The sequence below is a fragment of the Thalassobacillus sp. CUG 92003 genome, assembly GCF_013618635.1.
Taxonomy (GTDB): Bacteria; Bacillota; Bacilli; order Bacillales; family Halobacillaceae; genus CUG-92003.
This window is the reverse complement of record NZ_JABLSJ010000001.1, coordinates 201,977-227,611: the sequence shown is the minus strand read 5'-3', so window position 1 is coordinate 227,611 and position 25,635 is coordinate 201,977. Positions and strand designations below refer to the sequence as shown.

Annotated in this window: 20 protein-coding genes; 5 read left to right on the top strand and 15 right to left on the bottom strand. The window is 41.5% G+C overall.

All coding sequences use genetic code 11. The features are described from left to right. Window positions 1-262 precede the first annotated feature (262 nt). The gene (locus HOP45_RS01040) at window positions 263-1,333 is read right to left on the bottom strand and encodes a Gfo/Idh/MocA family protein (protein WP_181346974.1); all 1,071 of its coding nucleotides are present in this window, start codon (window positions 1,331-1,333) and stop codon (window positions 263-265) included. Continuing rightward, window positions 1,326-2,348 (bottom strand): Gfo/Idh/MocA family protein, encoded by a 1,023-nt coding sequence (locus HOP45_RS01035; RefSeq protein ID WP_181346973.1) that lies wholly within the window; start codon window positions 2,346-2,348, stop codon window positions 1,326-1,328. Before HOP45_RS01035 ends, HOP45_RS01040 begins: the two co-directional genes overlap by 8 nt. Window positions 2,349-3,058: 710 nt before the next feature. Here HOP45_RS01035 and HOP45_RS01030 point away from each other — a divergent pair. After that, on the top strand, window positions 3,059-3,646 hold the full coding sequence (locus tag HOP45_RS01030; protein WP_181346971.1) for a hypothetical protein: 588 nt from the start codon (window positions 3,059-3,061) through the stop codon (window positions 3,644-3,646). Between the two features lie 119 nt (window positions 3,647-3,765). On the opposite strand, the gene nagA is transcribed toward HOP45_RS01030, so the two are convergent. The 10 genes from nagA to HOP45_RS00980 form a co-directional block, all read right to left on the bottom strand. Beyond that, a complete protein-coding gene (gene nagA, locus HOP45_RS01025) occupies window positions 3,766-4,917 on the bottom strand; it encodes an N-acetylglucosamine-6-phosphate deacetylase (RefSeq protein ID WP_181346969.1) in 1,152 nt (383 codons plus the stop codon). 13 nt (window positions 4,918-4,930) lie between these two features. Further along, window positions 4,931-5,803, bottom strand: a complete 873-nt coding sequence (locus tag HOP45_RS01020; protein ID WP_181346968.1) for an ROK family protein — start codon at window positions 5,801-5,803, stop codon at window positions 4,931-4,933. Between the two features lie 63 nt (window positions 5,804-5,866). Further along, on the bottom strand, window positions 5,867-6,838 hold the full coding sequence (locus HOP45_RS01015; protein ID WP_181346966.1) for a Gfo/Idh/MocA family protein: 972 nt from the start codon (window positions 6,836-6,838) through the stop codon (window positions 5,867-5,869). Continuing rightward, complete coding sequence (locus HOP45_RS01010) at window positions 6,835-7,551, bottom strand: hypothetical protein (RefSeq protein WP_181346965.1); 717 nt, start codon at window positions 7,549-7,551, stop codon at window positions 6,835-6,837. The genes HOP45_RS01015 and HOP45_RS01010 overlap by 4 nt, the downstream gene beginning before the upstream one ends. Before the next feature lie 12 nt (window positions 7,552-7,563). Then, entirely contained in the window at window positions 7,564-8,406 is an 843-nt protein-coding gene (locus HOP45_RS01005) for a sugar phosphate isomerase/epimerase family protein (protein ID WP_181346963.1), read from the bottom strand. Between the two features lie 45 nt (window positions 8,407-8,451). Next, window positions 8,452-9,993, bottom strand: a complete 1,542-nt coding sequence (locus tag HOP45_RS01000; RefSeq protein ID WP_181346961.1) for an FAD-dependent oxidoreductase — start codon at window positions 9,991-9,993, stop codon at window positions 8,452-8,454. Beyond that, on the bottom strand, window positions 9,994-11,046 hold the full coding sequence (locus HOP45_RS00995; protein WP_181346960.1) for a Gfo/Idh/MocA family protein: 1,053 nt from the start codon (window positions 11,044-11,046) through the stop codon (window positions 9,994-9,996). It abuts the gene before it with no gap. Window positions 11,047-11,247: 201 nt separating this feature from the next. Next, window positions 11,248-12,246 (bottom strand): zinc-dependent alcohol dehydrogenase, encoded by a 999-nt coding sequence (locus tag HOP45_RS00990; RefSeq protein ID WP_181346958.1) that lies wholly within the window; start codon window positions 12,244-12,246, stop codon window positions 11,248-11,250. A 7-nt stretch (window positions 12,247-12,253) separates the two neighbouring features. Next, window positions 12,254-13,321 carry a dihydrodipicolinate synthase family protein gene (locus HOP45_RS00985; RefSeq protein WP_181346956.1) on the bottom strand — a complete coding sequence of 356 codons (1,068 nt, stop codon included), beginning with the start codon at window positions 13,319-13,321 and terminating at the stop codon, window positions 12,254-12,256. Next, window positions 13,322-14,338, bottom strand: coding sequence for an NAD-dependent epimerase/dehydratase family protein (locus HOP45_RS00980; protein WP_181346955.1), 1,017 nt, complete (start codon window positions 14,336-14,338; stop codon window positions 13,322-13,324). Between the two features lie 260 nt (window positions 14,339-14,598). Between HOP45_RS00980 and HOP45_RS00975 the strand changes: the two genes are divergently transcribed. Continuing rightward, window positions 14,599-15,960 (top strand): GGDEF domain-containing protein, encoded by a 1,362-nt coding sequence (locus tag HOP45_RS00975; protein ID WP_181346953.1) that lies wholly within the window; start codon window positions 14,599-14,601, stop codon window positions 15,958-15,960. 123 nt (window positions 15,961-16,083) lie between these two features. On the opposite strand, the gene HOP45_RS00970 is transcribed toward HOP45_RS00975, so the two are convergent. The 3 genes from HOP45_RS00970 to HOP45_RS00960 all read right to left on the bottom strand — a co-directional run bounded on the left by HOP45_RS00970 (window position 16,084) and on the right by HOP45_RS00960 (window position 19,194). After that, window positions 16,084-16,896, bottom strand: coding sequence for a carbohydrate ABC transporter permease (locus HOP45_RS00970; RefSeq protein WP_181346951.1), 813 nt, complete (start codon window positions 16,894-16,896; stop codon window positions 16,084-16,086). Window positions 16,897-16,922: 26 nt separating this feature from the next. Beyond that, window positions 16,923-17,843, bottom strand: a complete 921-nt coding sequence (locus HOP45_RS00965; protein ID WP_181346949.1) for a carbohydrate ABC transporter permease — start codon at window positions 17,841-17,843, stop codon at window positions 16,923-16,925. A gap of 106 nt (window positions 17,844-17,949) precedes the next feature. Then, the gene (locus tag HOP45_RS00960; protein ID WP_181346948.1) at window positions 17,950-19,194 is read right to left on the bottom strand and encodes a sugar ABC transporter substrate-binding protein; all 1,245 of its coding nucleotides are present in this window, start codon (window positions 19,192-19,194) and stop codon (window positions 17,950-17,952) included. Window positions 19,195-19,542: 348 nt separating this feature from the next. On the opposite strand from HOP45_RS00960, the gene HOP45_RS00955 reads away from it, so the two are divergent. From HOP45_RS00955 to HOP45_RS00945, 3 genes are all read left to right on the top strand, one after another. Beyond that, window positions 19,543-20,163 (top strand): YesL family protein, encoded by a 621-nt coding sequence (locus HOP45_RS00955; RefSeq protein ID WP_181346947.1) that lies wholly within the window; start codon window positions 19,543-19,545, stop codon window positions 20,161-20,163. A 245-nt stretch (window positions 20,164-20,408) separates the two neighbouring features. Continuing rightward, window positions 20,409-23,390 (top strand): carbohydrate binding domain-containing protein, encoded by a 2,982-nt coding sequence (locus tag HOP45_RS00950; protein ID WP_255437431.1) that lies wholly within the window; start codon window positions 20,409-20,411, stop codon window positions 23,388-23,390. Between the two features lie 196 nt (window positions 23,391-23,586). Then, entirely contained in the window at window positions 23,587-25,557 is a 1,971-nt protein-coding gene (locus HOP45_RS00945; protein ID WP_181346946.1) for a ligand-binding sensor domain-containing protein, read from the top strand. Window positions 25,558-25,635 lie beyond the last annotated feature (78 nt).

The window sequence follows — 25,635 nt, the reverse complement described above, 5'->3', positions numbered from 1 at the left end:
CATAATTTCACCTCAAACTTTGAAGAATCTGCTCCCAACATGGGCGGTCGACGCCTGTTTGGGCGATTCTTACCCCAACTTGGGCGGTTTTTCCTCTACTTGGGCGATTGCATGCCACGCTTGGGCGGTTCTGCTCCCGACTTGGGCGATCGGCTCCGGCTTGGGCGATTTCACCTCTACCTTGGGCGATTCTCACCCCAGCTTGGGCGGTTTTTCCTCTACTTGGGCGATTGGACTAGATTTGGGCGATCCTGCTCCTCACCTATAGCTTAGACTCATCTTCAGAATCATCTATCTTCACTGCTTTACCTGTTTTAGCAGATTCATAGAACCCATTGATAATTTTTTGTATGACCACGCCTTGCTCAGGGGTGCTGATCGGTGCTTCACCAGTGAGACAGCCATTCACAAAGCTTTCTACCTCGAGCTCATGGTAGCCCTTCTTCGGTAAATAAGCAGGAGATACATCGATGAGGGCATCATGCTTTTCTTGATAGATTTTCAGTGGAAACACATCTGCTCCACCTTCATCTCCCATCAACGAAACGTTCATGACATCATCTTTTTCGACGTTCGCTGCAAAAGCTGTCTCCAGCATGATGGTGGCGCCATTTTTAAATCGAATCATGCCTCTGGCCATATCTTCGATTGAAAATGACTCCCAATCCCAATCTCCCATCAAGCCTACGCCTTTGCGGTTGCCAATTTTTTGATAGGTGGCACCGAAAACCGATTCTGGTTCGGGATAGTCCATCAGATAAAGGGCGGCATCGAGCATGTGAACGCCGATATCAATTAGTGGGCCGCCTCCTTGCAGATCTTTATTTGTGAAAACGCCCCAACCCGGTATTCCGCGTCTTCTGACTGCTCGAATGCTAGCTGCATAGATGCCACCCAGCTCACCAGCGTCGGTAAACCGTTTTAATGTTATCACTTCAGGGGCATACCGGAAATGGAAGCCATAGCTCAAGATTTTGTTGTGTTTTTTGGCTGCTTCGGCCATGGCGGTCGCTTCTGCTACATTCATGGCTGGCGGTTTCTCACAAAGAACATGGCAGCCTGCTTCCAATGCCGCAATAGCTGCATCGGCATGGAATTTATTCGGGGTGCAGACACTTACGGCGTCCAGGTCACAATCACGGAACATGGTTTTATAATCGGTGAAGGTATGTGGAACTGAAAACAGCTCCGCACATTCTTCCGCCGTTTTCTTAACAACGTCTGTTACGGCCACGATTTCAACTTTATCCTGATGTTTCACGTAATTCGGCAGATGGGCTCCTTGGGCGATACCGCCTCCCCCTATGATGCCTACTTTTAGTTTTTCAGTCATGTGTCCATTCCCCTTCCATCTGTTTCCTTGTGACTCTTTGTTCAGTTTCATGGGAGCGCTGGGCAGCCTCATTCATCCAGGTCAATTGCCGGGCGTCATTATAGTAAATGGATGAGTCCCCTCGCTTCAATATAGCGTCCACCCATTGTTCAAACGGCATGGGCTGTGCTTGTGGCAATTCTTCAGATAAAAGCCAACCTGCTTCGTCTACTTTTCTACTTTTCAACCTTACTTCATCATCTTCAATCATCAATGCTCCCTCAGTTCCATAGAGTTCCAATTGGAAAGGGCTGCTGGCTGAAGTAAAACCGGTTTCTATTACACCAAGTGCACCTGATTGATATTCAACAATCACGGCAGCTTGATCGTCTACGTCCCGGTCATAAAACGAGTTCAGTCTGGCCATGACAGCTTCCGGGGGTCCTGCAAGACGATTCAATAGATAAATAGGATGAGCGCCAAGGTCGATCAATGCACCCCCTCCAGTTTCATCCAAGTTGAAAAAATGACTAGGGAGCCACCCTTCAGGATGACTACTAGTAGGAACAGCTCCATTATGTGAAAGCCTGCATCTGATGGAGGTCAAATCTCCAAGCAAGCCTTTATCGATCACATCTTGAGCGTATAAGTAATAAGATTCTGTAAGCCTTGGCAAGGAGACCATCAATTCTACTTCTTGTTCTCGGACTGCATCCGCAATCCGGTCACACTCTCTGACAGAGAAGGCCAAGACTTTTTCGGTGAAAATATGTTTGCCGTTCTCCGCTGCTTGCAGCAGGATGTCCGTATGGTCACGGGTCGGCGTATCGACGATCACCCCGTCGATGGCGTCATCTTGCCAGATTGCTTCAAGGTCTTGTTCAAATGAGACGTTCAATTGTTCTGCCCACTGACGCCCCCGCTCTACATCCTCATCCCAGACGACCTTGATGGCCACTTCTGGATGATTTTCTGCCTGAGCGGCATAGTCGCCGGCATGGACATGCCATTTACTCAGCAATGCTACATTCAGCATGCCATCCCTCCTTTTTACTGTTGATGAATCCCAACTCCATTATAAGGGAGTTATCCGGCAAAATGGGTATTCAATCTCAAACACTGCATTGTTTGAGATGTTTTAGATCCTCTCTCAATTGAGCATACAGATAATGAAGAATAGATATTTTTATCTTGAAGCTTTGTTATCGGAATGTATACCTCTGTCGGCTGCATGTAAATCCACTATCCCGGCTCATAAATAACCTCAGGAATGTAAGTTCTTCGATTCAGCTTAAACACATCTAGTTTTGGCATGGTGATGAACTTAACTGGATCGGTGATGGTCTAATTTGGAAAGAATGTCTTCAATTTGGCATAAACCATAGCTAACAAGCGCGTCGGCATGAATATCGAGCTAACTGGATCGTAACCTGGTGAGTCCGACTCGGAAATCTAGCATAACGGAATGTAAATCAAAGAAAATGAGAATGATTTTTTATCTTGGCACGGTATTGTTGAAGCATGGCACGCATTTCGCTATTACTTGATCATAAATAGAAGGTTGCGGCATAATAGAAATTATTACCTAGAACTATATTGCTATTTATTTTCGTTTATTTTACAATTACTAGCAGGTGGTGAGGTTATTGTCATTTTGTCAACAGTTATTAATAGGAGTAATAGGGCTTTTAATATCCGTACTCATGGCTTATTTCATTTTTGATATCCTTCTCAAGTGAGGTTTTTATGTTTACGAATAAAAGAATTTTAATAGGAATAACGGTGGTCTTCGTATTAGCGTTTGCAACATACACTTATGGTCTAAAAAAGCAAAGCAACATCTATCACGAGTATATCGAAACGTATGTAGTTGAACATGCGTTCTTCACCTTCATCCGAGATTGGTCCCAATACAATCATGTTATTGATCAGGCCTTAGAAAAACAGCAGATCTCCCAAGAAGATTTAAAGATGCTGCATGCAACTTATTCAGAAACCTTAAATGACTTTATACAACTAAGTGATTTGGCTAATACGGTGATTAATGGGAATACAACAATGAACCTCGCGCTCCAGCACCTTAGTGATATCATGCTTACGTTTGAAAGTCTGGAAAAAGAGTTGGACGGGGCTGACAGCATGAATTTAGACCAAAAACAGGTGGAATTCCTCAAGAGTGTTAAAACGTTTAATACTGCATTAATCAATATTAATGACGAACACTCCGATGTAAGTGAGGAGGAATTATTGGACTTCGACGAGTCATATTGGATAGACTATCTTCAAAAATTAAATAATAAAACGCGTAAGCTTCGAATAATGAAAGCTTTATGATTAAAGAAACATACATAGCATAAAGGCGCCGTTCAGGAGTCTTTTATTATGTACAGTATAAAGGACCAGTTCACACGAAATACATGATGAAAAGACCCCTGACAAAAAAAACCTTACAGTCATATACTACTTGAATACATAACTTTTCCATCAATAATAGTTTTTGTAACCCCCATATCTTGATCCAAGATAACAAAATCCGCAAGAAAGCCGGGCTTTATTTTACCAATTTTGAGATCGGTCCCAGCAGCTTTAGCTGGTGTTTCTGTCGCCATAAAAACAGCCTCAGCCAGAGGAATATTACACTGAGAAATAGCATGTTTGACCCCTTCATTCAACGTAATGGCGCTGCCAGCTAATGAACCGTTTTTCAACCTGACTTCATTCCCTTTCCTCACCAATTCTTTGCCTCTTTCCAAGAACTCGCCGTCGGGAAATTGGTTATAGCCCGTGCAATCAGAAATGAGGGCGATGTTCTCTTTCCTTTTCATTTTGTACAATAGTTCAATCATTCGGGACTCTACATGCACACCATCTGTGATCAGTTCACATATCAGATTTTCAAAATATAAAGCAGCGGCGGCTGTTCCAGGTCTTCGATGATCCACAGGACTCATAGCATTAAAAGTGTGAGTCAGCTGGCTTAAACCATGTTCGATCGTCACTCTTATTTGTTCTATGCTTGCGTTAGTATGACCCGCTGACACCTGTATTCCCAGTGAAACGAGGTGTGGAATGATGGTAGGGTCTTTAACTTCTTCTGGGGCGATGGTCATTTTTGATATGATAGATTGATAGGGCTCAATTACGCTTATAACATCCGACCAGGTTAACGCACGTATAAGTTCCTTACGTTGGGCTCCGCTGTATTTTGGACTGAGCCAAGGGCCTTCTAGATGGACACCGAGAATTCTGGCACCTTCGGGATTTAAAGGGTTATACCTTGTAGCAGCTTGTAAAAATTCGTTGATATCAGGTAAGGAGGCAGTTCTGGAAGTAGCTAAACAGGAGGTGATTCCATATTTCGGCAGGTGGGTGGTAATATCCCGAAAAACACCTTTCCCCTCGTCCATAAAATCCATCCCATCTACTCCATGAAAATGTATATCAACGAATCCAGGGCAAATAAAACCATTTTTCACTTCTATCATAGGGGCTTCATGGTTCTGTCTCTTTACTCCGACTCCAGTTATTCTGCATCCATCGACTTCTATTATCTGGTCAGGCATCACTTTTCCATCCGTAATAATATTACCTTTTAAATAATACATGGATTCCCCCTTTCTATTCTTTTACTGCTAAATAACTTGCCCCAATCATGCTTGCATTATTGTTCAGCCTGGCACGTTGTACATCAATGGGTATAGAGGATTTATTTTTTAACGTATTTATAAATCCCTCCCACCACTGATCACCTGAATCTATGATCCCTCCGCCTATCACAATACGCTCTGGATCAAAGACATATTGAAGGTTTGTTATCCCCATCGATAAGTAATCTATAAAGTGATCGACTATTATTTTGCAGGAAGACTGATGCTTATATTGTTTAAATAACTCTTTAGGATGGTAGTGTTTTTCTGACAATAATTCATTTTCAGCTATTTTTCCTTCTAATGCCTTTCCGGAAGCATATGCCTCCCAACACCCTCTTCTCCCACAGCCACATAACAATCCATTTGGAATAATAGTCATATGACCGACTTCCCCACCATAACCATTTTTTCCTTGGACGAGTTCACCATTAAGAATGATTCCACTCCCAATCCCTGTTCCTAGCGTTACACAGATAAAGCTGTTCACCGATTGTGCAGCACCTATCTCCCCCTCAGCCCATGCTGCACAATTGGCATCGTTCCCGATAATTACCGGAACTTGAAAGGTTTCCTCTAAAATGGATTTAACTGGAACACCTTCTAAAACAGGCAGGTTAGCAGCTCGTTGGATCAAACCCTTTTCCATATCGACAATACCTGCAGAAGCTACCCCAATACCCTGAATATATTCCTTTTGCGCGACCTCTATTATTGCAGTGGTCAATTTTTTTATTACGTTTTCTTTAGGTGTTTCAATCGTTTTTTCTTTAACAAGATGTCCCCCTGATAGCAAACCTATCTTTATTTTTGTTCCTCCGATATCAACTCCAATTGTGAACATATCTTTCAACTCCTACTTGGCAGGTAATTTGGGCATCTATATTACCAAGTCCCCGATTTATCTTTACAGTTTTATTGTTTTTTTCTGCTCACTTGACTGATAAGCGGCTAAAGCCACCTCTAGAGATTTCAAGCCGTCATAACCCGTTATCGACGATTGCTTTTCTTTGACGCACTCGATGAAATCACGAATTAGACCAAAGTCCATATCATTTCCATAGAATTCATGGGTTAATGATTTCTCTCCACTAGTGAACAATCGAAGATGCTCTTTAAATGCATCGACTTTCACCGTTTGTTTCGTCCCGATCACCTCAATAGTGGCATCACCCCACACAGGATACTCAGTAAACCTGGACCAGCTGGAATCATGGGAGGCAATCACCCCTCCATCAAACACCAAGGTCATAATTCCAGCGTCATCGATGTCAATGTTATGAAAATATGAATCCACATACGCTTGTACAGAAGTTATTTCTTTCCCTAAATACCAGCGCATAATGTCAACCATATGTACGGTATGGTCCAACACTGCTCCGCCGCCAGACTGTACTGGATCAATAAACCAGCTACCAGGGTTCTGACCACGATTCGTTGTGCGGAAGGCGACAATTTCGCCCAATTCCCCATTGTCAATCAATTGTTTCAGTTGTTGAATTGGTGAACTGAAACGAACAGGAAATGCGATTTGTAATATAACATCGTTTTTATCACAAACGTGAATCATTTCTTTCGCGTCTTTTATGGTGGTGGCAATCGGCTTTTCACATAAGATGTGCTTTTGGGCTTCAGCTGCATTCAGCACCATCTCTTTATGACGTATGTTTTCACTGCAAACAATGACCGCATCCATTTCCTCTTTTAAAAAATCGGATTGTTCGGAAAAATGCTCTGTTTGATATTTCTTGGCAGCTTCTTTGCCCCGTACTTTATCGTCATCAAAGATGCCGACCAATTCGACATCCGACAATTTCATCAGCCCATCTGCGTAGCTATAAGCATGCATATGCGCGAAACTCATCATACCGATTTTCATGCCTCAGCACCTCCGTTTATGAGTTCCTTCAAAAATTCCAACTGAGCGGCCAACGCTGCATCCAGTTGATGTGAGCCAAACAAAATAGCATCGACGGAATAGGTAAGGGGCAACGAGGTGTGGTGTTTTGGGGTGATGGGTGTCATCTCTTCACTGTCGAACTCAATTATTCTCTTCATCCCGCTCCACTCCAGCTCTAAACGTTCCTGCCCAGAGAACGTATATTCCATGTGAGCCATTGTACCCTGCTTAAAAAGAATAGTAACAATCGTATGCTGCGGATTGACCTCTTTTTTAGAATGAATTACCTCGACATCTTCCGGTTTACCAAGAAGACTTGTCATGACAAACATATCTTCTATAATAATCGATTCCGTTTGATGTTGACCTACGTGCCTCCTAAAACGAAATACACCTTTGTTCTTACTTAAAAAGACTTCTTTTACTTTTTCGAAGAAAGGATAAAGCTCAAGATCGAAATACACGTGCACATTATCCTTCCCCCGATAATTTTCTGGAAGGCTCTCGTACGGGATATAAACGGTGGGAGTACCTGGTAGTTGATCGATTTTCTTGTTATCAGCAGATACTATGACTGTTTTATCCTTATCTTTATCTAATGCTTGTACATCGAGTACATTTAATAGTTCAACCTCACTAATAGTGGATTTAAAATCGATTTTCTCCAGATTGCTATAGATAACTTTCATCACACCACGCACCTCCTACATCAACAATCTCTGCAAACGATTTACCGCTTCTTCATTAGCTTCTTTGGCATCATCCATGCCTTCATATTCGATAGACAACCAGCCGTCATAGCCCTGTTTAATCAGGCCATTAACAATATAGAAAAGATCTACTTCGCCATCCCCGGGAATCGTCCCGTACAATTCCACTCCTTCTAACGACTTGAAACCATTAACCAATTCTTTCGATGTCTTCTTACGGAAATCTTTGAAATGAACGTGAATAATGTCTTGTTTCAACCGGTCAAAAGCTTCAGATGGTTTTTCATGAACCAATAAAAAATTCCCCGTATCGAATGTGGATTTTACAAAAGGACTGTTTACTTTCCGGATAATATCTTCCACTTGTTTACTTTTACCGGCAAGCAGGCCGTGGTTTTCAATGGCCAAATAGACTTTTTCTTGTTCAGCAAGAGTAGCACATTCCTTTAAACTTTCTACTATCCAACCTTGCCCCTCCTCATAGGTCAAATCACCGCTTAGATCGCCACAAAAAACACGGACAATATCAGTCCCTAACTGCTTGGCAACTCGGATACCATCTTTCACTTTTTCTACTTCTTCTGTTCTTTTTACACGGGAGTCCTTAACGAAATTATTGGTGACATCATAGGCAGATACTAGTAAATCATGCTTGTTTAAAGCTTCTTTGACTTGTGTTAGTTCAGCTTGCTTATTTTGTTTATCCTTCCAATAAATATCCAAGAGTTCAACTCCATCAAGTCCTATGCTGTCGGCATAAGCGATAAAATCAACAATATCCCACTTTTCTTCATTAATACTGGAAGCTAAGCTATACATGCTTACACTTATTTTCACCGGTATCCTCCTCAATTTTGATGTGCTTCATTATAAATGTCTCAATCAGTAAAATTCGTCGGGCCACTCCAGTTCAAAACCTGCTGCCCTCAGTTCACTTTGAAAATTTAACAATAACCTATCATCCTCCCGTACCACTTTCGGAGTTGTTTCATTTGCTAAACAAAAATACACCAGTTCTCCACACGCCTCTCCTACATTCCATTCTGTCGGATGCAGACGGTAACAGCCGTTGGTTATATGGGTAGTACCGATATTCTTGCAGCCAGCTAACACGTTTTCGATGTCTTTTGGGATCAGAGCACCTAATGGTATGTGAAATGGCAGTGCCTTGATATCCAAATAATTGCGCCCTGTCATACTGGGATGCAGATCAATACTGTAAGACCCAATTCCGACACGATCATGGTAGAGTTTCCCAGCATTTCCTTCATTAAAATCAGGGGAAACATCTTTTTCCGTGATACAATACTCTGCTTTAATACGCCGCGATTCTCTGATATAAGCACATTTGGCTAAACCATCCGCTGTATCGAATACATCATATCGCAGCTTCAACCCAGCATATCCCTTGCCTCCGTCAGACCGTGGGAGTTCTGTCTGCAGCCAATATAATAAGGAGAGACTCAACTGCTTTGCTCGATATACATGTTTTTCTTTTTCCTCTTCAGGTACCTCATAGATATTACCAAGAAAATAATCATTTTGCGGCCAATTCATTAACGTAATATCACCGGCTTGATGCGGAGTTTCATACAGCGCAGCATCAAACATCCGCCGGTATTCCCATAACGGGAATCTTTCTTTCTCGCGAAAGAGGGTATATGCCCGCTTTTCTTTAGTAATTGGATGGGGTGCATGCAAGCTCAGTAATTTATCTGGCCAAATATCCGGATGAAATTCCCGCCAGAAATCATACATTTCTGGCCTGTCTATCACATGGTTTTCTCCTTCTCGGTTTTCCATGGCCAAAACATAGGTAAACGCTTGGATATCGTCTGAATCAGCAACCTCCAACGCATGAGGTTCACCCGTGTCTGCTTGCGACTCTGCTCCTGTTACATATGCAATATCTGCAAGTGGTAATATATCACCTGTCTCTGTAGCATCAATGAAAAATGGTGCCTGAAGAACCTCTCCAGAATCCAAAACAATTTCTTGAACAGATTTTCCACTGCGCTTCACACGGTCAACACGTGTACAACGTTTAATAACGAGTTGGTTAGTCAAGGTAAAGGGCAGCAGCATTTCATTCAAAACGTGGAGCGTGACTCGAGGGTCGTGACAGATGTTGCTGACCAGACCACCTCCCGGGTTCAGCGGCTCGCTAGAATCATTCATCCGCATCGTCCGCTTATATATATCACGGACCTTATCCCGGTAATTCCTGTACCTTTTGGTCGAGCCAAACTCTTCTATCCATTGGTGTTCATCGGGTGGCACCCCCTGGGTAGTGACCTGCCCGCCCAACCATTCAGTTTCTTCCAGTAAAATGGCTCGAAGACCTTTAGAGCACGCAGAAAGAACTGCAGCACACCCGCCTAACCCACCGCCTATTACAACTATATCTGCATGTGTGGTACTCACCTACAAGTAAACCTCCTTCCCACTTTTTGCAGACTCATACACAGCATTTAACATTTTCATCAATTCGACTCCATCAGAGATAGGAGCAATATTCTCGGTGCCTTCTAAACAGCACTCCACGAAATGGTTGATTTCATTTTGAAAAGCTTGATAAAAATCAAATGTGAGGTTATCGATTTGGGGGGTCACATTTAAAATTGTGTTATTCTTCTCAGTCACTAAAGCAAGCTCAGGCTCGATTTCTGCTCCGCCCTTATCACCAAAGAGTTGCACGGACAATTCGTCCTTCAAAGCTTGCAATGTAAAACTTACATCGACTAATAAAGAGCTGCCATTTTCAAAGCGAATCAATGCATTCGTTAAGTCTTCAACATCATTGAGGGATGGATCATAATCGGCTGCTTGGTAGAATGATAGGTTTTTTATATGACTACGGTTTCCCAATTTGTTATAAGTATTACCGCTTACCGATACAGGACGCGGCCGATCCATCATATACCAACAGATATCAATCATATGGACGCCTAAGTCTATCAGTGGTCCGCCACCTGACTTGGATAGATCACTGAACCAGCCTCCAGGATTGCCAAGCCTCCGTAAACATGAGGCTTTCGCATAATAAATTTCCCCAAGCTCTCCTTGGTCTATGAAATCCTTTAATAATTTTGAATTATTTCCATGTCTTCTTACAAATCCAACCTGAACGGTCTTCCCCGATCGTTCTGCTGCTTCCTGTACAGTGAGCGCCTCCTCTACTGTAATACTAAGAGGCTTTTCCACTAAAACATGCTTACCGGCTTCAAGTGCTGCCACTGCAATTTCAGCGTGGGAATTGTTCCATGTACAAATGCTTACCGCATCGATCTCTCGGTTTTGCAAGAGATCGTGATAGTCCGTATATAACTGGCCAACCTGGTACTTTTCCCCTTTTTCTTTCAGTCGTTTTCCATCCAAATCACATAAGGCTGCCAATTCCACCTTGGCATTGGTCTGATAAGGTTCGATATGGAACTGGGCTATGGATCCTATTCCAATGACTCCAACTTTTAACATGATTAAATTAACTCCTTTCAAAGTTCAGCAATGCGTATATCTTTTTGAGTCTCCGAAGAGTCATAGATTCTTTACACCTTTATAGTATTCATACTCTAGTTCTTCCTCAGCTAATGGGTGTCACCCGAGTGTACGAGTATACACAGTCGATAAAATGCTGAAGTACTCTTATGGGAGTGGAGCTCTCCACATAATGGTCCATTAAAAGTTGATGATTTTGGTTAGTACAGTGGAATTTTTATCCTGTAATTCTTCATAAGCGGATGCCGCTTTTTCAAAATCTATTTCATTGTCTAAGAAAGGGAGGACGTTGATTCGTTTTTCACTTACCAACCGAAGATATTCTGCCACATTCCTTCCTTCTGTCCAGCGCACGAATCCATATGGGTAATCGGTGGCTTGTTTTTCGTAGATGTGGTCATATCGTCCAGCTCCCCCTGCTCTAGAAATGAGCACCTGAGCTTCTTTACGAAACATGGGGGCTCTTGGAAAATTCGGTTCAATGTCTCCGACGATGACTACCTTTCCTTTATCTCTAATCCAATGTAGGCTCTGATCGGTAAGCGGGGACTGGTTACCTCCTGCACAAAGCAAAACAGCGTCTGCCCCGTGTCCGCATGTGTTAGAGTGAATTTCTTTCTCTAAAGCTCCCCGCTCTGAAAAACTGCTAATATTGGTTTCCTTTTGGAGCATATCGACCCGCTGTTTATGGATATCATAGGCAATCACATTGTAAGCAGCAGCATCTGCGATTTTTGCAATCATTTGACCTAACAGGCCAAGCCCTGCTATGACAATGGTTTCTCCAAATTCAAGTTTCGCAACACGAAGCGCATGAATGGCGATTGCTCCGATACCAGCGAGTGCTGCTTCCTTAGGATTCACATTGTCGGGAACTTTGGAATACAACGTTTTTGGTACGAGTAGATATTCCGCGTGTTGGACATAAGGAGCACCATAACAGGCAACAAGGTCACCTTCCCCTACATCTTCGACATCATTCCCGCAGGCTTCAACCACTCCCATGGCACTGTATCCTAACGGTATTTTTTTATCCATGCTATTATCAATAATAGTCGCCTCTGTACCAGGAGAAATGATGGAATGCATGGTCTTGACAAGAACATACCCCGTTTTAATTTCAGGAACAGGCGTTTCCTCTATTGCAGCATGTTTATTGATTGCGAATACTTGTCTCATTACATCCTCACACTTTCTTGGTAGTTTTTAACCACTTATCCAAATTCGCTCGTACAAACTCATCATCATTTAAATGAGGATATTGCTCGTAGACACGATCGATTTCAGCAGATTGGGCAGGGCTCAATCGTTCTTTGTCATAAAGGCACCAATTCCCTTGCAAAATTCCCTGACGTGTAAGCACCTCGTTAATCCCTGCTATACAGCCTTGAAATTGATTGTTTGCATCGAAAAATGCTGCATTTGCGTCGGTAACATCTTGCCCAATAGTTAAAAGGTCACTCGGGATCGATTTTTGATCCTGAGCTTTCTTAACTTCTTTGAACTGTTCGACTGCTCGTCTGGTCCAGACCGACCAGTGACCTAGAAGCCCTCCTGCAAACTTCTTTTCTACAACTCCGCTTGCTGTCTGGATCTTAAATATTGTAAGCAGGTCATTGATAATATTGTCATCGTTACCTGTATACAGGGCAATTTCTTGGTTCCGTTGTGAAGAGGCAACTGCTCTTACTACATCAAGTGTAAGATAACGGTTGAAAGGAGCGATTTTGATAGCATGCACATTTAGAATTTCAGCAAACCTTTGCCAAAACTCATAGGATAGAACTCTCCCGCCCACTGACGGCTGTAAATAAAAACCGAAAACAGGTAGTATTTCTGCGACTTTCTCAGTGCGGTTGATAAGCTCATCTTCTGTTAAATCGTCAAGACCTCCCATACTCAATAGCCCAAGGTCATAACCGAGATCTTTGGCAAGTGTCGCTTCTTTAACCGCTTGCTGAACCGGACCGCAAACTCCAGCAATTTTAATGAAGGAACTTTCCTTACCAGCAGCTTTGATTTCTTCCATAGCTAATCGAAGTACTTGTTCAAACAAATTTATCTCTGGATCACGTATTTCAAATTGGGTTGTATGCACCCCCACCGCTACTCCTCCTGCTCCAGCCTCCATGTAATAACGGGTTAAAGCGCGCTGACCAGCTTCGTCAAGATTTTTTTCACTGGTTAAAGCTAATGGGTGTGCTGGAATAACGGTTCCCTGGTGCAACTTCTCTTTGATTACTGGATTCATCATTTAAAAAGCTCCTTCACGTTCTTGGAAGTGGGTGGGTTTGTTAAATGTCAAACCTTCGCTTTGTACCCAGACTGCGATCATGTTGATCATCTCCTGCACTGAGACTTTTGGGTAACCGAAAAAACGATGAGCTTTAGAAGCATTACTTAAAAGTGCCTTTGAATCTTCTTCGTTGATAAATAATGCTTTTTTGTTAAAACGTTTCGCAAATTCTTCCGCAACCCACCGGACCGATAATGTTTCAGGACCAGTAATATTTAGTATTTCCGGCGGGGAATCACAATGGAGCAAAGAACGCACAGCATATTCATTCGCATCACCTTGCCAGATGACGTTCACATTTCCCATCGTTAAGTCGATTGCTTCCCCTTCATTCACTTGTTTTGCTAATTCCAGTAATACGCCGTAGCGAAGATCAATAGCATAATTCAATCGGAACATGAGCATCGGGGTGTTGTTTTTGTGGGAAAAGTAAGTAAAGATACGCTCTCTTCCAAGACAAGATTGTGCATATTCACCGACAGGATTCACAGGCGTGTCTTCCGAGCAATTACTGCTGGAAATCCGCGTCAACGGATAAACATTTCCAGTGGAAAAAGAAACGATGCGAGAGTCCTTGAATTTTTCAGCAACTCTCCCTGGTAAATAAGTGTTCATGGCCCATGTAAAATGTTCGTTTCCTACGGTTCCGAACTTATTGCCCGCCATATAAATAACGTTTTTGACCTCTGGAAGAGAATGTAGTGCTTGATCATCAAGTAAATCAGCAGCAATCGTTTCCATTCCATATCCTTGCAGCTCTTTTTCCAAATTTCCTTTAGAGAATCGGGAAACGCCAATAACTCGTTTGTCGCTTCCTATTTCATCGAGTGCCCTCTTTATCATTCTCATCAACGTAGGGCCCATCTTCCCGCCAACACCTAAGACCATTATATCTCCATCCAGTTTTGCTAAATCTCGCTTCAACTCATTCGAGGGTCTTGTCATAAAATTTTCTAATTCTGATATCGTTTTCATTTCCTCACTCCTATTCATTGAAATTTTCCCTTCGGCTATTAATTTTTTTGAAATTTATAAAAATTGATTATCTATCATTCTAGAAACAGGGTTATTAAAAGACAAGTCTTAAAAGAGTCTTTATTACCGACTTCTGATTTCTTTTCGCAACCCTTTGTCAAGTGATAATATTTTGACAATTTAGAATTATCGGTATACTATTAACGAAGATATCATTTAGAGACATGTCTGGAATAAGTCTATTAATAGGAGATGATGAAATGAATTTCCCAAAAGTTGATAAAGGTACATCGGAAATCATAATCGGGGTCATTGGTCCAGATGCTTTAATCAATCAAATTAAGGAAACTCTAAAATCATTTCCAAACTTCACTCCAATTTTCTGTACGGTAACCCCCGCTACAGTGGTCACCGATGTTGCCAAGGAATTAATGGACGATGTAGATGTATTAATGTTCACGGAGTATCATTTATATTACTTGGCAAAGCAATTGTTAGATTTCTCCATTCCTGTCCACTATATTCCACTGATGGGTACAGGGCTCTACAGATCGTTATTTTTAATTAAGAATAACTATGAATGGAAGCAATTATCCATAGACACCATCGACGAAAAATATGTACAGCAGATCCTGTTTGAGCTAAATGAACAGTCTTACGATTACAATATATTCCATTCTGGTAATAGTCACGTCATGATAAGTGATATCATTGATTTTCACATGCAAAATCATACAGAAAATCAAGCCATTCCATTGACAGGTATCCAGGATGTTTCTAAAAAACTAATCGAAATGAACGTCCCTCATGAATGGGTGACACCAACTCACCAGGATATTACTGTTTCCTTAGAACGGGCCTTACTCGCCACTCGAACGCGACAAAATAAAGAATCCCAAATCGTCTTTGGTCTAATTGATATCGATCATTTTCAACAAGTTACTGAGAAATACCCTTCCGAACATGATGTCCAGCTGTTAAAGCTACAAATACAACAGATGCTGTTAGATTATATAAAACAGCTAGATGGTCACTTAATCAACCTCGGGGGTGAAGAATATTCCTTCATCACGACTCGCGGTATTTTCGAACGTGAAACAAGGGGTTATAAATTTATCCCGCTACTTCAGGATTCGAAAAGCAAAATAGGGATCACCTTAAGTATCGGTGTTGGGTTCGGCAGTTCTGCTGCAGAAGCTGGGAATCATGCTCGATTGGCACTTCGCCAGTCTAAAGGACTTGGAGGAAATGTCTGCTACATCGTCCGGGAAGACAGAAGTGTCCTCGGTCCTGTCGATATTACGACACACACCCAGTATGAGCGTTATGATTTATCCATCACCGATGCTCAGCTCTTGGATAAAGCAGGAAAAGCCGGTATGTCAGCAACTTATATGACCAAACTGATGGCTCGCGTTTCCCGCTATAAAAAATATGATTACACAGCTCAGGAACTTGCTTCTACACTTAAAATCACCGTTCGGAGCGCTCACCGCATATTGCTTAAATGGATGGATGCTGAATTGGTCGATATTATAGGTGAAGAAAAAGTAACACATAAAGGAAGACCCCGTCGGATCTATCGCCTTTCGTTCATCGTAGAAGAAGAGAAAGCAGAATAGGTGCTTACCGATGGAAAATGACATCACCCTTATTCCATTGTCTTCCTTTCTCAATGAGTATTTTGTTAAGGAAACGCATCCTATTTGAAATCAATCAGTAAAATCCTAGACATAATCCCGATGCTATTTTAAGCCGGACATTTGAATACCTTCTGTAAAATAGCGCTGGAAAAACAGGAATATGATAAACGTTGGAATAAAAGATATCGTCGATCCAGCCATTTCGATACCGAAATTACCTTCTTTACCAAGAAGGGAAGCGAGACCTACCGTAACCGGAAACATTTCTTCTTTCGTCATATAAATAAGAGGCTGGAATAAGTCATTCCAATTGGATATGAACGAAAATGTCCCGACAGTAGCAACTACTGGTACAGAAAGCGGTAAAATGACTCTAAAAAATACCTGGATATCATTGGCCCCATCCATACGCGCCGCTTCCTCCAGATCATTAGGAATGTTCTGCAAAAATTGCCGAACCAGGAAAACCCCCATGATGCCCCACAACTCTGGCACTATTAAGGACCAGTACGTGTTGATCCATCCGAAATCGGCAAACATTATATATTTTGGGATAATCAATAATTGTTGGGGAATCATGATGACTGCCATGAATATCCAGAAAATAATTTCTCTTCCTGGAAATTGCTTTTTTGCAAATATATAACCTAGTACTGCACATAGCAGCATTTGACTTCCGACAGGAACAATGGTGATGACTACGGAGTTGAATATCCACCGCAGGAACATTCCATCTTCAAAAATATTAATGTAGTTGACCAATGATGGTTCTTCCGGTATCCAAAATAACGGATCTACCTGGGCATACTGAACCTCTTTTAAAGAACCTAAAGCCATAATGATAAATGGCATTAAAAATACAAACGCTAGTAATGATAAAGCGATATACTTTAAAATTTTCTTTTGCACCAACATTCTCCCCTTTTCAGACACAATCAGACTTAATAAATAGCTGAGTCTTTACCTAAATATTTTCTCTGAATTAGTGAAATAGTCAGTATGATGAAAAACAATACATAGGATAGAACCGCAGCATAGCTTAAGTTTAGACTCGTAAACCCTTGCTCATATAGATAGTAGACAATTGTGGTGGTAGAATAATTTGGCCCCCCGCCTGTCAGCAAGAAGGTCGAGTCAAAAATTTGAAAAGAGCCGATTGTTGTGATGATCGCCACATAAAAATGAATTGGCTTCAATAAAGGGAAAGTAATCTGCCAGAATATCCTTATCTTGGAGGCCCCATCAATTCGAGCTGCTTCATATAACTGCTTCGGAATGGACTGCAAACCAGCAAAATAGTAAATCATCGTACTTCCACTCACTTTAAAGATACTTAACCCTGCAAGAACCATCAGTGCCTGGCCTGAATCAGCCAAAAACAGCTGTGTTTCTATTCCGAAAAATCCTAAGACGAAGTTGACCATACCTGCTTGCGTCCCATTGAACAACCATCCCCATAATCCTGCAATTATGACAAAAGATGTGACAACAGGAAGGAAAAATATCCCTTTAAATACATTTGAAAAGCGGACTCCGCTATTAATAATTAGAGCTAGTATTAAGCCCAAAGCCATTGTGGGAACGATATAGTAAATGGAAAATAACACCGTATTCCAAATAGCTTTCCAGGCAAGTTTATCGCTTAAAAATGCCGACCAATGCTTCAAACCGACAAATTCAGAAGTTCCAATAACATTCCAGTCCATAAATGTCAGGACAAAACTGAACCCAAAGGGAAAAATTTGAAATATAAGAAAGTGAATTAGCGCTGGAACCAAAAAAATGTAAACAATCGCATTTCGATTCCATTCCCTCTTCAAACGTTCCTTTACGGATAGATTACTTCTTTTTGTTATTCGCATCGTTAATTTCTCATCCAGTGTAATCACCTTATTTCGTAGGTAAATTAAGAACAGAGAACGCAGCTATCCCGTGAACACAGCCATCATTCTCTGTTTTTTTGTAGTATCAGTTATTGAGATCCGCTTCGATTGCTTCTGCAGCAGCATCAGCAGCTTCCTGAGGTGTTTTCTTTCCTTCCATCATCGTCTGGACTTCTGCCTGGATAGCAGGCATAATGTCGCGGCCGATAGGGTGTATAACACCGGGGAGCGCATACTGCGTATACTCGGCAAGCTGACCTATATATTCCTGATCATCGAAGATATCTTGTGCCGATTTCCGTGTCGGAATATATTGAGTCACTTTATTGAATTTACGCTGATTTTCTGTGTTCGTCATAGTCTTGACGAACTCCGCCGCTGCAGTCTTGTTATCACTATTGGAAGGGACAACGAACATTCCGGTAGTACCATAGGTTACTTTTTCCTCATTTTTGAGAGGTTCGCCAATAGCAAAATCAACGACATCCTTACTCAACAGATTCGATAATGTGATACCAGAACCAAGAGTCGCCATGATCTCTCCGTTATCCCAAAGAGCATTATGTTCCTTAGCAGTAATAGAATCCTCAGGAATTCGACCGTCTTCATACATGCTGTTAATAAATTCAAATGCCTTCACTGATTCTTGTGAGTTGATAAGCACTTCATCATCTTGGGTAATGATGTCACCGCCAGCCTGCCAAATCCATGGATAAATTGTACCGTTCATGGAACCTCCGCCAGGATAACTCATTGCATAGTAACCTTCATCTTTCGCTTTCTTAGACCACTCTTCAAACTCGTCCCAGGTCGTCGGCAAACTTTCTGGGTCTTCACCGATCGCCTTTACGATGTCCTTATTGTAAAAAAGTGTATATGCTTCTTGTAAGATAGGTAACCCATAAGTTTTATCCTGCCAAGTAGTAGAAACAAGAGATGTATCGACGAAGTCGTCCATATCCATATCTTCTAAGTATGGATCTAATTCAAGCAGCATTCCTTCATCCGCGTATTGCGGCATTTGATCAGGAATCGCATAAAAAACGTCGGGGCCGTTATTAGCAGCAAGTGCCGTCAAAATCTTCTGGTCCCTGTTGCTCCAAGGAATCTGCTCTAAATTGACATCTACTCCTTTCTCTTCTTCAAAAGATGTTACAACCTCATCCCACATGTCACTCTCTTCGTCGCTGCCATCCGTGAACGGATGCACCCATACGGTTATTTCACCAGAAACCTCACCATCTGCCGTTCCACCGGTTTCTTCGCCTGAGCTACATCCAACAATTACTAATAAGAACGCTAAGCCCAACAAATAATTAAACCTTTTCATCCATAAGAACCCCCTTTAAATTTTTTAAACCCTCCTAAAACCATTCCATTGACATCTGACTAACAGCTTGCCAACCACATGATGCATACCCATGTCCTATGTGTTGGAAGAGTGCTCTACTGCTGTCTATAGGGCGGATTGTTTTGGTCAGGCTTATATAGCCACCCCCACAAAAAATTCTAAATTATAGAAATTTTCTATAAGTTAATTCTTATGTTATTTGACTTCTCAACAATAGACAAGTCTCTTAAGTGTCTTTAAATAAGGTAATCACAAAGTCAAAATAAAGTAAGGGTTGCAAAAAGAAAGTGTTCTAACTTATAGTTTGATTTTAAGGGAGTGATTACGATGGAGGGCTGGGAGAAATTTAATAAAGCAGCATATTGGATGCTCAAAATTGCTTACATAAACCTACTATGGATTCTATTTACCTTCTTGGGGCTGGTAGTATTGGGTATCTTCCCTTCTACGATCGCCATGTTTACAATAATACGAGGATGGTTTAGGAAAGAAGAGGTTCCTATTTTTCATACATTCTGGAGAACATTCCGCCAAGAATTCTTAAAGGGAAATACCTTTGGATTGATCTTTATCCTAATTGGCTTTTTCTTATTTTATGACTACACGCTTCTTCATCTAAATGAAGGAAGCCTGCAGTATTTATATCCAGTGCTCATTTTCATTTCAATGGGCTATGTCATGACACTGTTATTCTTTTTTAGTGTGTATGTACATTTCAGACTTACATTCTTTCAATATATAAAGCAATCATTTCTGGTTGCTGCTGCTTCTCCAATTGAAACCATCTTTATTGCGGCTACTATAATACTGATGTATATTTTTGTGACTATTATTCCTGGCATCATTCCATTATTCACCGGAAGTGTTTTGGCAATTACTACGACCTGGCTCAGTAATCGCGCCTTCACAAAAATAGCAAGCAAACAATTAAATCACTATACAAAATGATGCTCGAAGAGGAGTTTAGCTGATTACGGCTAAACTCCTCTTTTTTATTACCTTCATGACTATTCCTGTGCCTATTTAACTATTAAATAAAGGTTATACCCTGTATAACTTATAGTCATTTTAAAGACCGACCTGGTTATATAACATGGCAGACAAGAGAAAACAATTTCAACTAGGGAGGTGAAGTCATGTAAGTATATTTACTAAATGTGCTGCACATTCCAACCAAAAATAGGAGGTAAACAATGTTAAAAAACAGATTATCAATGGCAAGTGGGTTCATTTTATTATGTCTGTTGTTAGTCATTCCGATGCTTTATTCACCTGATCTATCCAAGGCCCAGTCACCACCAGATTCACTTCCGGAATACTCTTCCCCTAAGGAAATTACTCAGCCATTAAACAGTTCACCTACCATTTATGACGGCGCAGCAGGAGTTGAAGATGGCAACGACGTTCTCTACACCACATCGAAAAGTGTGCCGGCTCAATTCAGCGTGATTGATTTAGAAACCAAAGAAGTGCTAAGAACATTACCTATGGAAGGCGCTAATGATTCTTGGCATCATGAAGTAGCTCCTGACGGCACAGTGTACGTAACAGGCGGCCGTTATCTTTGGGGCTATTCTCCCGATTCTAAAGAAATCAACCAACTGGCTCGTATCCCTGACAATTCATTATGGGCATTGACCGTTGACGAAAATAGCAACGCCTATATAGGTACCTACTCTACAGGTAGTGTCTTTAAATATGATAAGGAGACTGAGGATTTACATGATTATGGAAGGATGATTGGTGAATCCGACCAAGAATACGTTCGCTCTATCGGCTATAATGATGGCTTCATATACGCAGGTACCGCTCATGACAAAATTATGAGAGTTAATTTGGAAACAGGAGAAAAAAATGACATCGCCGGCGAATTGAATGAAACTGGAACGGTCTACGACCTGGATATTGTAGACGATCGTTATTTATTTGCCCGATACAAGGATTCGAAAGCCATGTATGTATACGACCTCCAAAAAAATGACTGGCTGGATGTTCAGCTAACCAATGTAGCCGGTCTTCATACCACCGATTCATTAAATGGAAACGTTTATTTTGTTGCAGATAATACCGTCAAATATTTGAATATGGAAACTTTAGAAATTACTGAGACCAGTATGGAATATTCCAGTGGTTTCAGAGGCGTTGACTGGGTAGAAATTGAAGGAGATGAGCAACTCCCCGGGAAAAGCTTGGTTACCGTTACCTTCAGTGGCAGTATCGTCTTTTTTAATATGGAAACGGAAGAAGTTGTAACCTATTCTTCAATTGTCCCACCGACACCAAATGTGACAAATGAAATATTCAGTTATTCGGAAGATAAAATGTACATCTCCGGCATGACAGGAGGGACGGGGGCCCTTTATAATCCGCAAACGGGTGATATGGAGTCTTTCAATATCGGCCAAGGAGATACGGTCCATGCTTTTGATAACAACGTCTATTTTGGGGTCTACCCTGCAGGCAAAGTACAAATGATTGACCCCGAAGCCAACCCTGCAGGTCCTGCAACTGATCTTTTCACCATAGGAAATGAACAGCAACGTCTCCATACTATGACAGACGGGGACGGTAAGCTATTTGTAGGAAGTATCCCGACCTATGGGAACCTGGGTGGAGCACTTACGGTTTATGATGGCGAAACACACGAAGTCTTCCGTAATGTAGTGGAAGATCAAAGCGTGAACGGCCTTGCATTCAAAGATGGCAAAGTTTATGGTTCCACTACTATTAATGGAGGTTTAGGAAGTACCCCGACTGCTGAAGAAGCAAAACTCTTCGTTTGGGACCCTGATACAGAACAAAAAACAAAAGAAGTCTCATTGAACATCGAGGGATTGAATAATCCGGAGCACATCGGTGATTTAACAAATGGGAAAAATGATGAGTACATCTGGGGCGGTTCTACTGGTTATATTTTTGCACTCGACCCTGAAACTCTCGAAGTGGTAAAGAGCGTTGAAGTGAATCCCGACCCGGCTATGAGTGCTTGGGATAATGTACATCTTGAGTGGTCAGATAATGGTTTTCTCTATGCGAATTCTGGTGGAAACTTATATGTCATAAATCCAGATACATTAGAATTTAAATACCTTACTAGAACCGTATCATTTGATATCGGTGAAGATGGTGATATTTACTTTTCTCCTTACAACAATCGTACCTTCTTATCCAAGATAGAAGTTATTGACTATGATTATACCTGGGAACCGCTGGATGTGGGCAATCCTAGCTTTGAAGAAGGATTTGAAGAATGGGTCTCGATGTTCGATACGGGTGAGGAATACAGATACGAAGTGACAACAGAAGAATCACACACCGGGAATCAAAGCCTGAAAGTTTACGACCAGACAAGAAACAATACAGTAGCTGTCCATAGTGATCCGATTCCAATTAAGCCTGGAAAAGAATATTTAAGTGAAGTTATGATGAATCTCACATCTGGGACTCCAAGTCTTCTCGTAAGAATTTATGATAAAGATGGCAATCAAGTGCAAAGTGAAGCAACGCAAGTGAAAACCGGATATGGCGAATGGCAGAAAGTTCAGCAAAAAATTCTTGCTCCTAGTGATGGCGATTACGCGCGTGTATTCGCGTTGAGTACGAATTACTCCTTAACCGAGGGCTACTTTGATGACTTTGCCCTTTATGAAAGAGTCCGAACATCAGAGCAGCTACAAGAGATCAGTTTGGATGTGGAAAACACAGAATTGACCCGGGGAGAATCTACGAACTACTCGGTAACCGGGACGCTAGGAAATGGTGAAGAAGTTCAGATTGATGAAGCTGACATCTTTTCTTCAGATGATGACGTTTTACTTGAATCAGACGGGAAACTTATCGCCAAGAATCCCGGTCAAGCGACAGTTCACGCGAAAGTAGAAGAGTATGGAAACACGTATGAATCATCTCCAATCGAAGTTCAGGTGGAGGTGACCCTTGAATCTCTTGAAAGTTATCTACAAACATCCTATGAAAAGGATAAAATACCGCACCCAATTTACAAAAAATCCTATAACCATTTGAAACAAGCCGTCCATCATTTAGAAAATGGCCGACCTGAACAATCTGACCACCAGCTTGAGGTAATGCAGCACCAGTTGAACAAATGGACTCCTGACAATGAGTTGGTTAAAGAAAACCTGTTGAATGATTTGGATTTCTATCTTTCCAAATAAAATTCTCACTTTCTAACCTAACAACCACAATATTGGCCCCTTTAGAGACAATGTCTCTAAAGGGGCCAATAAAGAGCTAAAAGAATAAGCAATTTCTATTAGAGAAGTAAATTGAAATGTGATGATTAGATGTTACTCATCTAGGAAAACGTGTATCTCATTTTCCTAACAAATTATGAAAGAAAGGACGGATCATTTGCGAAAAATCTATTACTTAATTCTATTGACCGTTTTGGTTACAGGTGTATCGGTGCTTTATGCTAATTCCTCCAAAGCAGATGAAAGTAATGTGAAAGAAATTGGAACAGCAATAAATGACGTATCCATACCTGGTGCTGCTTATGGGGAAGGCTCTAACGGTGAAGAGTGGGCTTATGCGGTGGCAGGAGGATCGCCAGCAGTATTCAATATTGTCAATGCCGAAACTGGTGAAAGTGTTGACAGTTTCGAATTAGAAGGAGCCGACAGTTCATGGGCGTTGACAGTAGATCCTGAAGGCAAGGTATATATTGGCAGCTATTCCAATGGCAACTTATATCGCTATACTCCTGGAGATGACAAAGTTGAAAACTTAGGAAAAGCTATATCTGGTGAATCGTACATTTGGAGAATAAGCTCCGATGAGCAGGGCCGAATCTATGGTGGAACCTACCCAAATGGAAAAGTGTTTCAATATGATCCTGAAACGGATGAGTTCCGAGATTATGGACAAATGTCAGATGGTCAGCAGTATGCAAGAAGTATTGATATATATAAAGACAAAGCATATGTAGGTATTGGAACTAATGGACCTAACTTAGTTGAACTGGACATTGAAACAGGTGAAAAAAGAGAGATTGAGCTACCAGAAAAATTTGATCACGAAACGAATGTGTACGATATGACGGTAGTCCGCGATAAATTATTTGCCCGGGTAACAGGCGTCAGTACTATTCTCGTATTTGATTTGAAGACAATGGAGATCATTGATGAAATTGAAAATGCAGATGGACTCGATGTCTCACCTGCAGGACCCAAAAACCTTGCGTTCCTCATTATAGACGGAGAACTACACTCCTATAATTTACAATCATTAGAGTTGACTCCGACAGGTTTTGATAACTTATTTTCAGCGCGTGGTTTAGGGTGGATCAACATTGGAGGCAAGGAATACCCAGGTAAAACATTGGTTGGTATAACGTGGAACGGGGACATCCGTCATTACAATCCCATTACTGGAAACCATAGGATTGTGCCAGGACAAATAGACGGGCAGCCTGTCGATATTCAGTCTCTGGCCCAAGGCCCAAACGGTAACATTTTTGTGGGCGGCTATTTTTCTGGAGGACTTGCAGAATATGATTACGAAAACGACCAACTGACAGAATATAAAGGAATGGGTCAGATTGAAGGAATGGCCACACATGGTGACACGTTATATATGGGGGTCTATACGGGTGCAGAACTATTTTCTTACGACCCGAATCAAGCCTATGAGTATGGCACAAACCCGGCTAAACATTTTGAGTTGAAAGATCAAGATCAAGACCGACCATTTGCACTAGTGTCAGCCGGAGATAAACTTGCAGTAGGAACCGTTCCTGATTACGGAAAGCTAGGCGGGGCTTTAACTATATTTGATCCTATGACAGAAGAATACGAGTTCCATAGAAATATAGTAGAAAACCAAAGCATTATCTCCCTGGAATATAAAGACGGCCTTGTTTATGGCGGTACTTCCGTATGGGGGGGATTAGGGATTCAGCCTTCGGAGGAAGAAGCCAAACTGTTTGTCTGGGACGTAGAAAATGGGCAAAAGGATTATGAAACGGTCCCCGTACCAGGAGAAAAAGCAATTTCTGCTTTAACTTTCGATGATGAAGGGTATTTGTGGGGACTGACGTCCGGTGTATTGTTTAAATATGACCCCGAACAAGGAGAGGTATTAGAAGAGAAAGAATTATATTCCCTTGATTGGGGCCAAGTCGGCCATCTGTGGCGTGGAGGTTTCTTGACTTATGATGAAGATGGCAACTTATATGGGCAAACACATGGGGAACTATTTAAAGTAGATCCGGATACATTAGAACACGAAACTCTAGTAGACGATGCATTATTATTTGCCGAAGATGGCGAAGGCAACTTTTATTTTGCACGAGACCACAAACTCTATAAATACGAAAGATAACTTGACGCCTAGTGATTTATTAATGTAGAAGTGAATTGAACTAAACGCAACGTAATCGGCAGCTCAGGAAGTATCAAA

Coding starts and splice junctions, on each gene's coding strand:
- HOP45_RS00975 (WP_181346953.1), top strand. CDS start 14,599: ATGAATTTCCCAAAAGTTGATAAAGGTACATCGGAAATCATAATCGGG.
- HOP45_RS01040 (WP_181346974.1), bottom strand. CDS start 1,333: ATGACTGAAAAACTAAAAGTAGGCATCATAGGGGGAGGCGGTATCGCC.
- nagA (WP_181346969.1), bottom strand. CDS start 4,917: ATGTATTATTTAAAAGGTAATATTATTACGGATGGAAAAGTGATGCCT.
- HOP45_RS00985 (WP_181346956.1), bottom strand. CDS start 13,321: ATGATGAATCCAGTAATCAAAGAGAAGTTGCACCAGGGAACCGTTATT.
- HOP45_RS00970 (WP_181346951.1), bottom strand. CDS start 16,896: ATGTTGGTGCAAAAGAAAATTTTAAAGTATATCGCTTTATCATTACTA.
- HOP45_RS00955 (WP_181346947.1), top strand. CDS start 19,543: ATGGAGGGCTGGGAGAAATTTAATAAAGCAGCATATTGGATGCTCAAA.
- HOP45_RS01035 (WP_181346973.1), bottom strand. CDS start 2,348: ATGCTGAATGTAGCATTGCTGAGTAAATGGCATGTCCATGCCGGCGAC.
- HOP45_RS00990 (WP_181346958.1), bottom strand. CDS start 12,246: ATGAGACAAGTATTCGCAATCAATAAACATGCTGCAATAGAGGAAACG.
- HOP45_RS00960 (WP_181346948.1), bottom strand. CDS start 19,194: ATGAAAAGGTTTAATTATTTGTTGGGCTTAGCGTTCTTATTAGTAATT.
- HOP45_RS01030 (WP_181346971.1), top strand. CDS start 3,059: ATGTTTACGAATAAAAGAATTTTAATAGGAATAACGGTGGTCTTCGTA.
- HOP45_RS01020 (WP_181346968.1), bottom strand. CDS start 5,803: ATGTTCACAATTGGAGTTGATATCGGAGGAACAAAAATAAAGATAGGT.
- HOP45_RS01015 (WP_181346966.1), bottom strand. CDS start 6,838: ATGAAAATCGGTATGATGAGTTTCGCGCATATGCATGCTTATAGCTAC.
- HOP45_RS00980 (WP_181346955.1), bottom strand. CDS start 14,338: ATGAAAACGATATCAGAATTAGAAAATTTTATGACAAGACCCTCGAAT.
- HOP45_RS00950 (WP_255437431.1), top strand. CDS start 20,409: ATGTTAAAAAACAGATTATCAATGGCAAGTGGGTTCATTTTATTATGT.
- HOP45_RS00995 (WP_181346960.1), bottom strand. CDS start 11,046: ATGTTAAAAGTTGGAGTCATTGGAATAGGATCCATAGCCCAGTTCCAT.
- HOP45_RS00965 (WP_181346949.1), bottom strand. CDS start 17,843: ATGCGAATAACAAAAAGAAGTAATCTATCCGTAAAGGAACGTTTGAAG.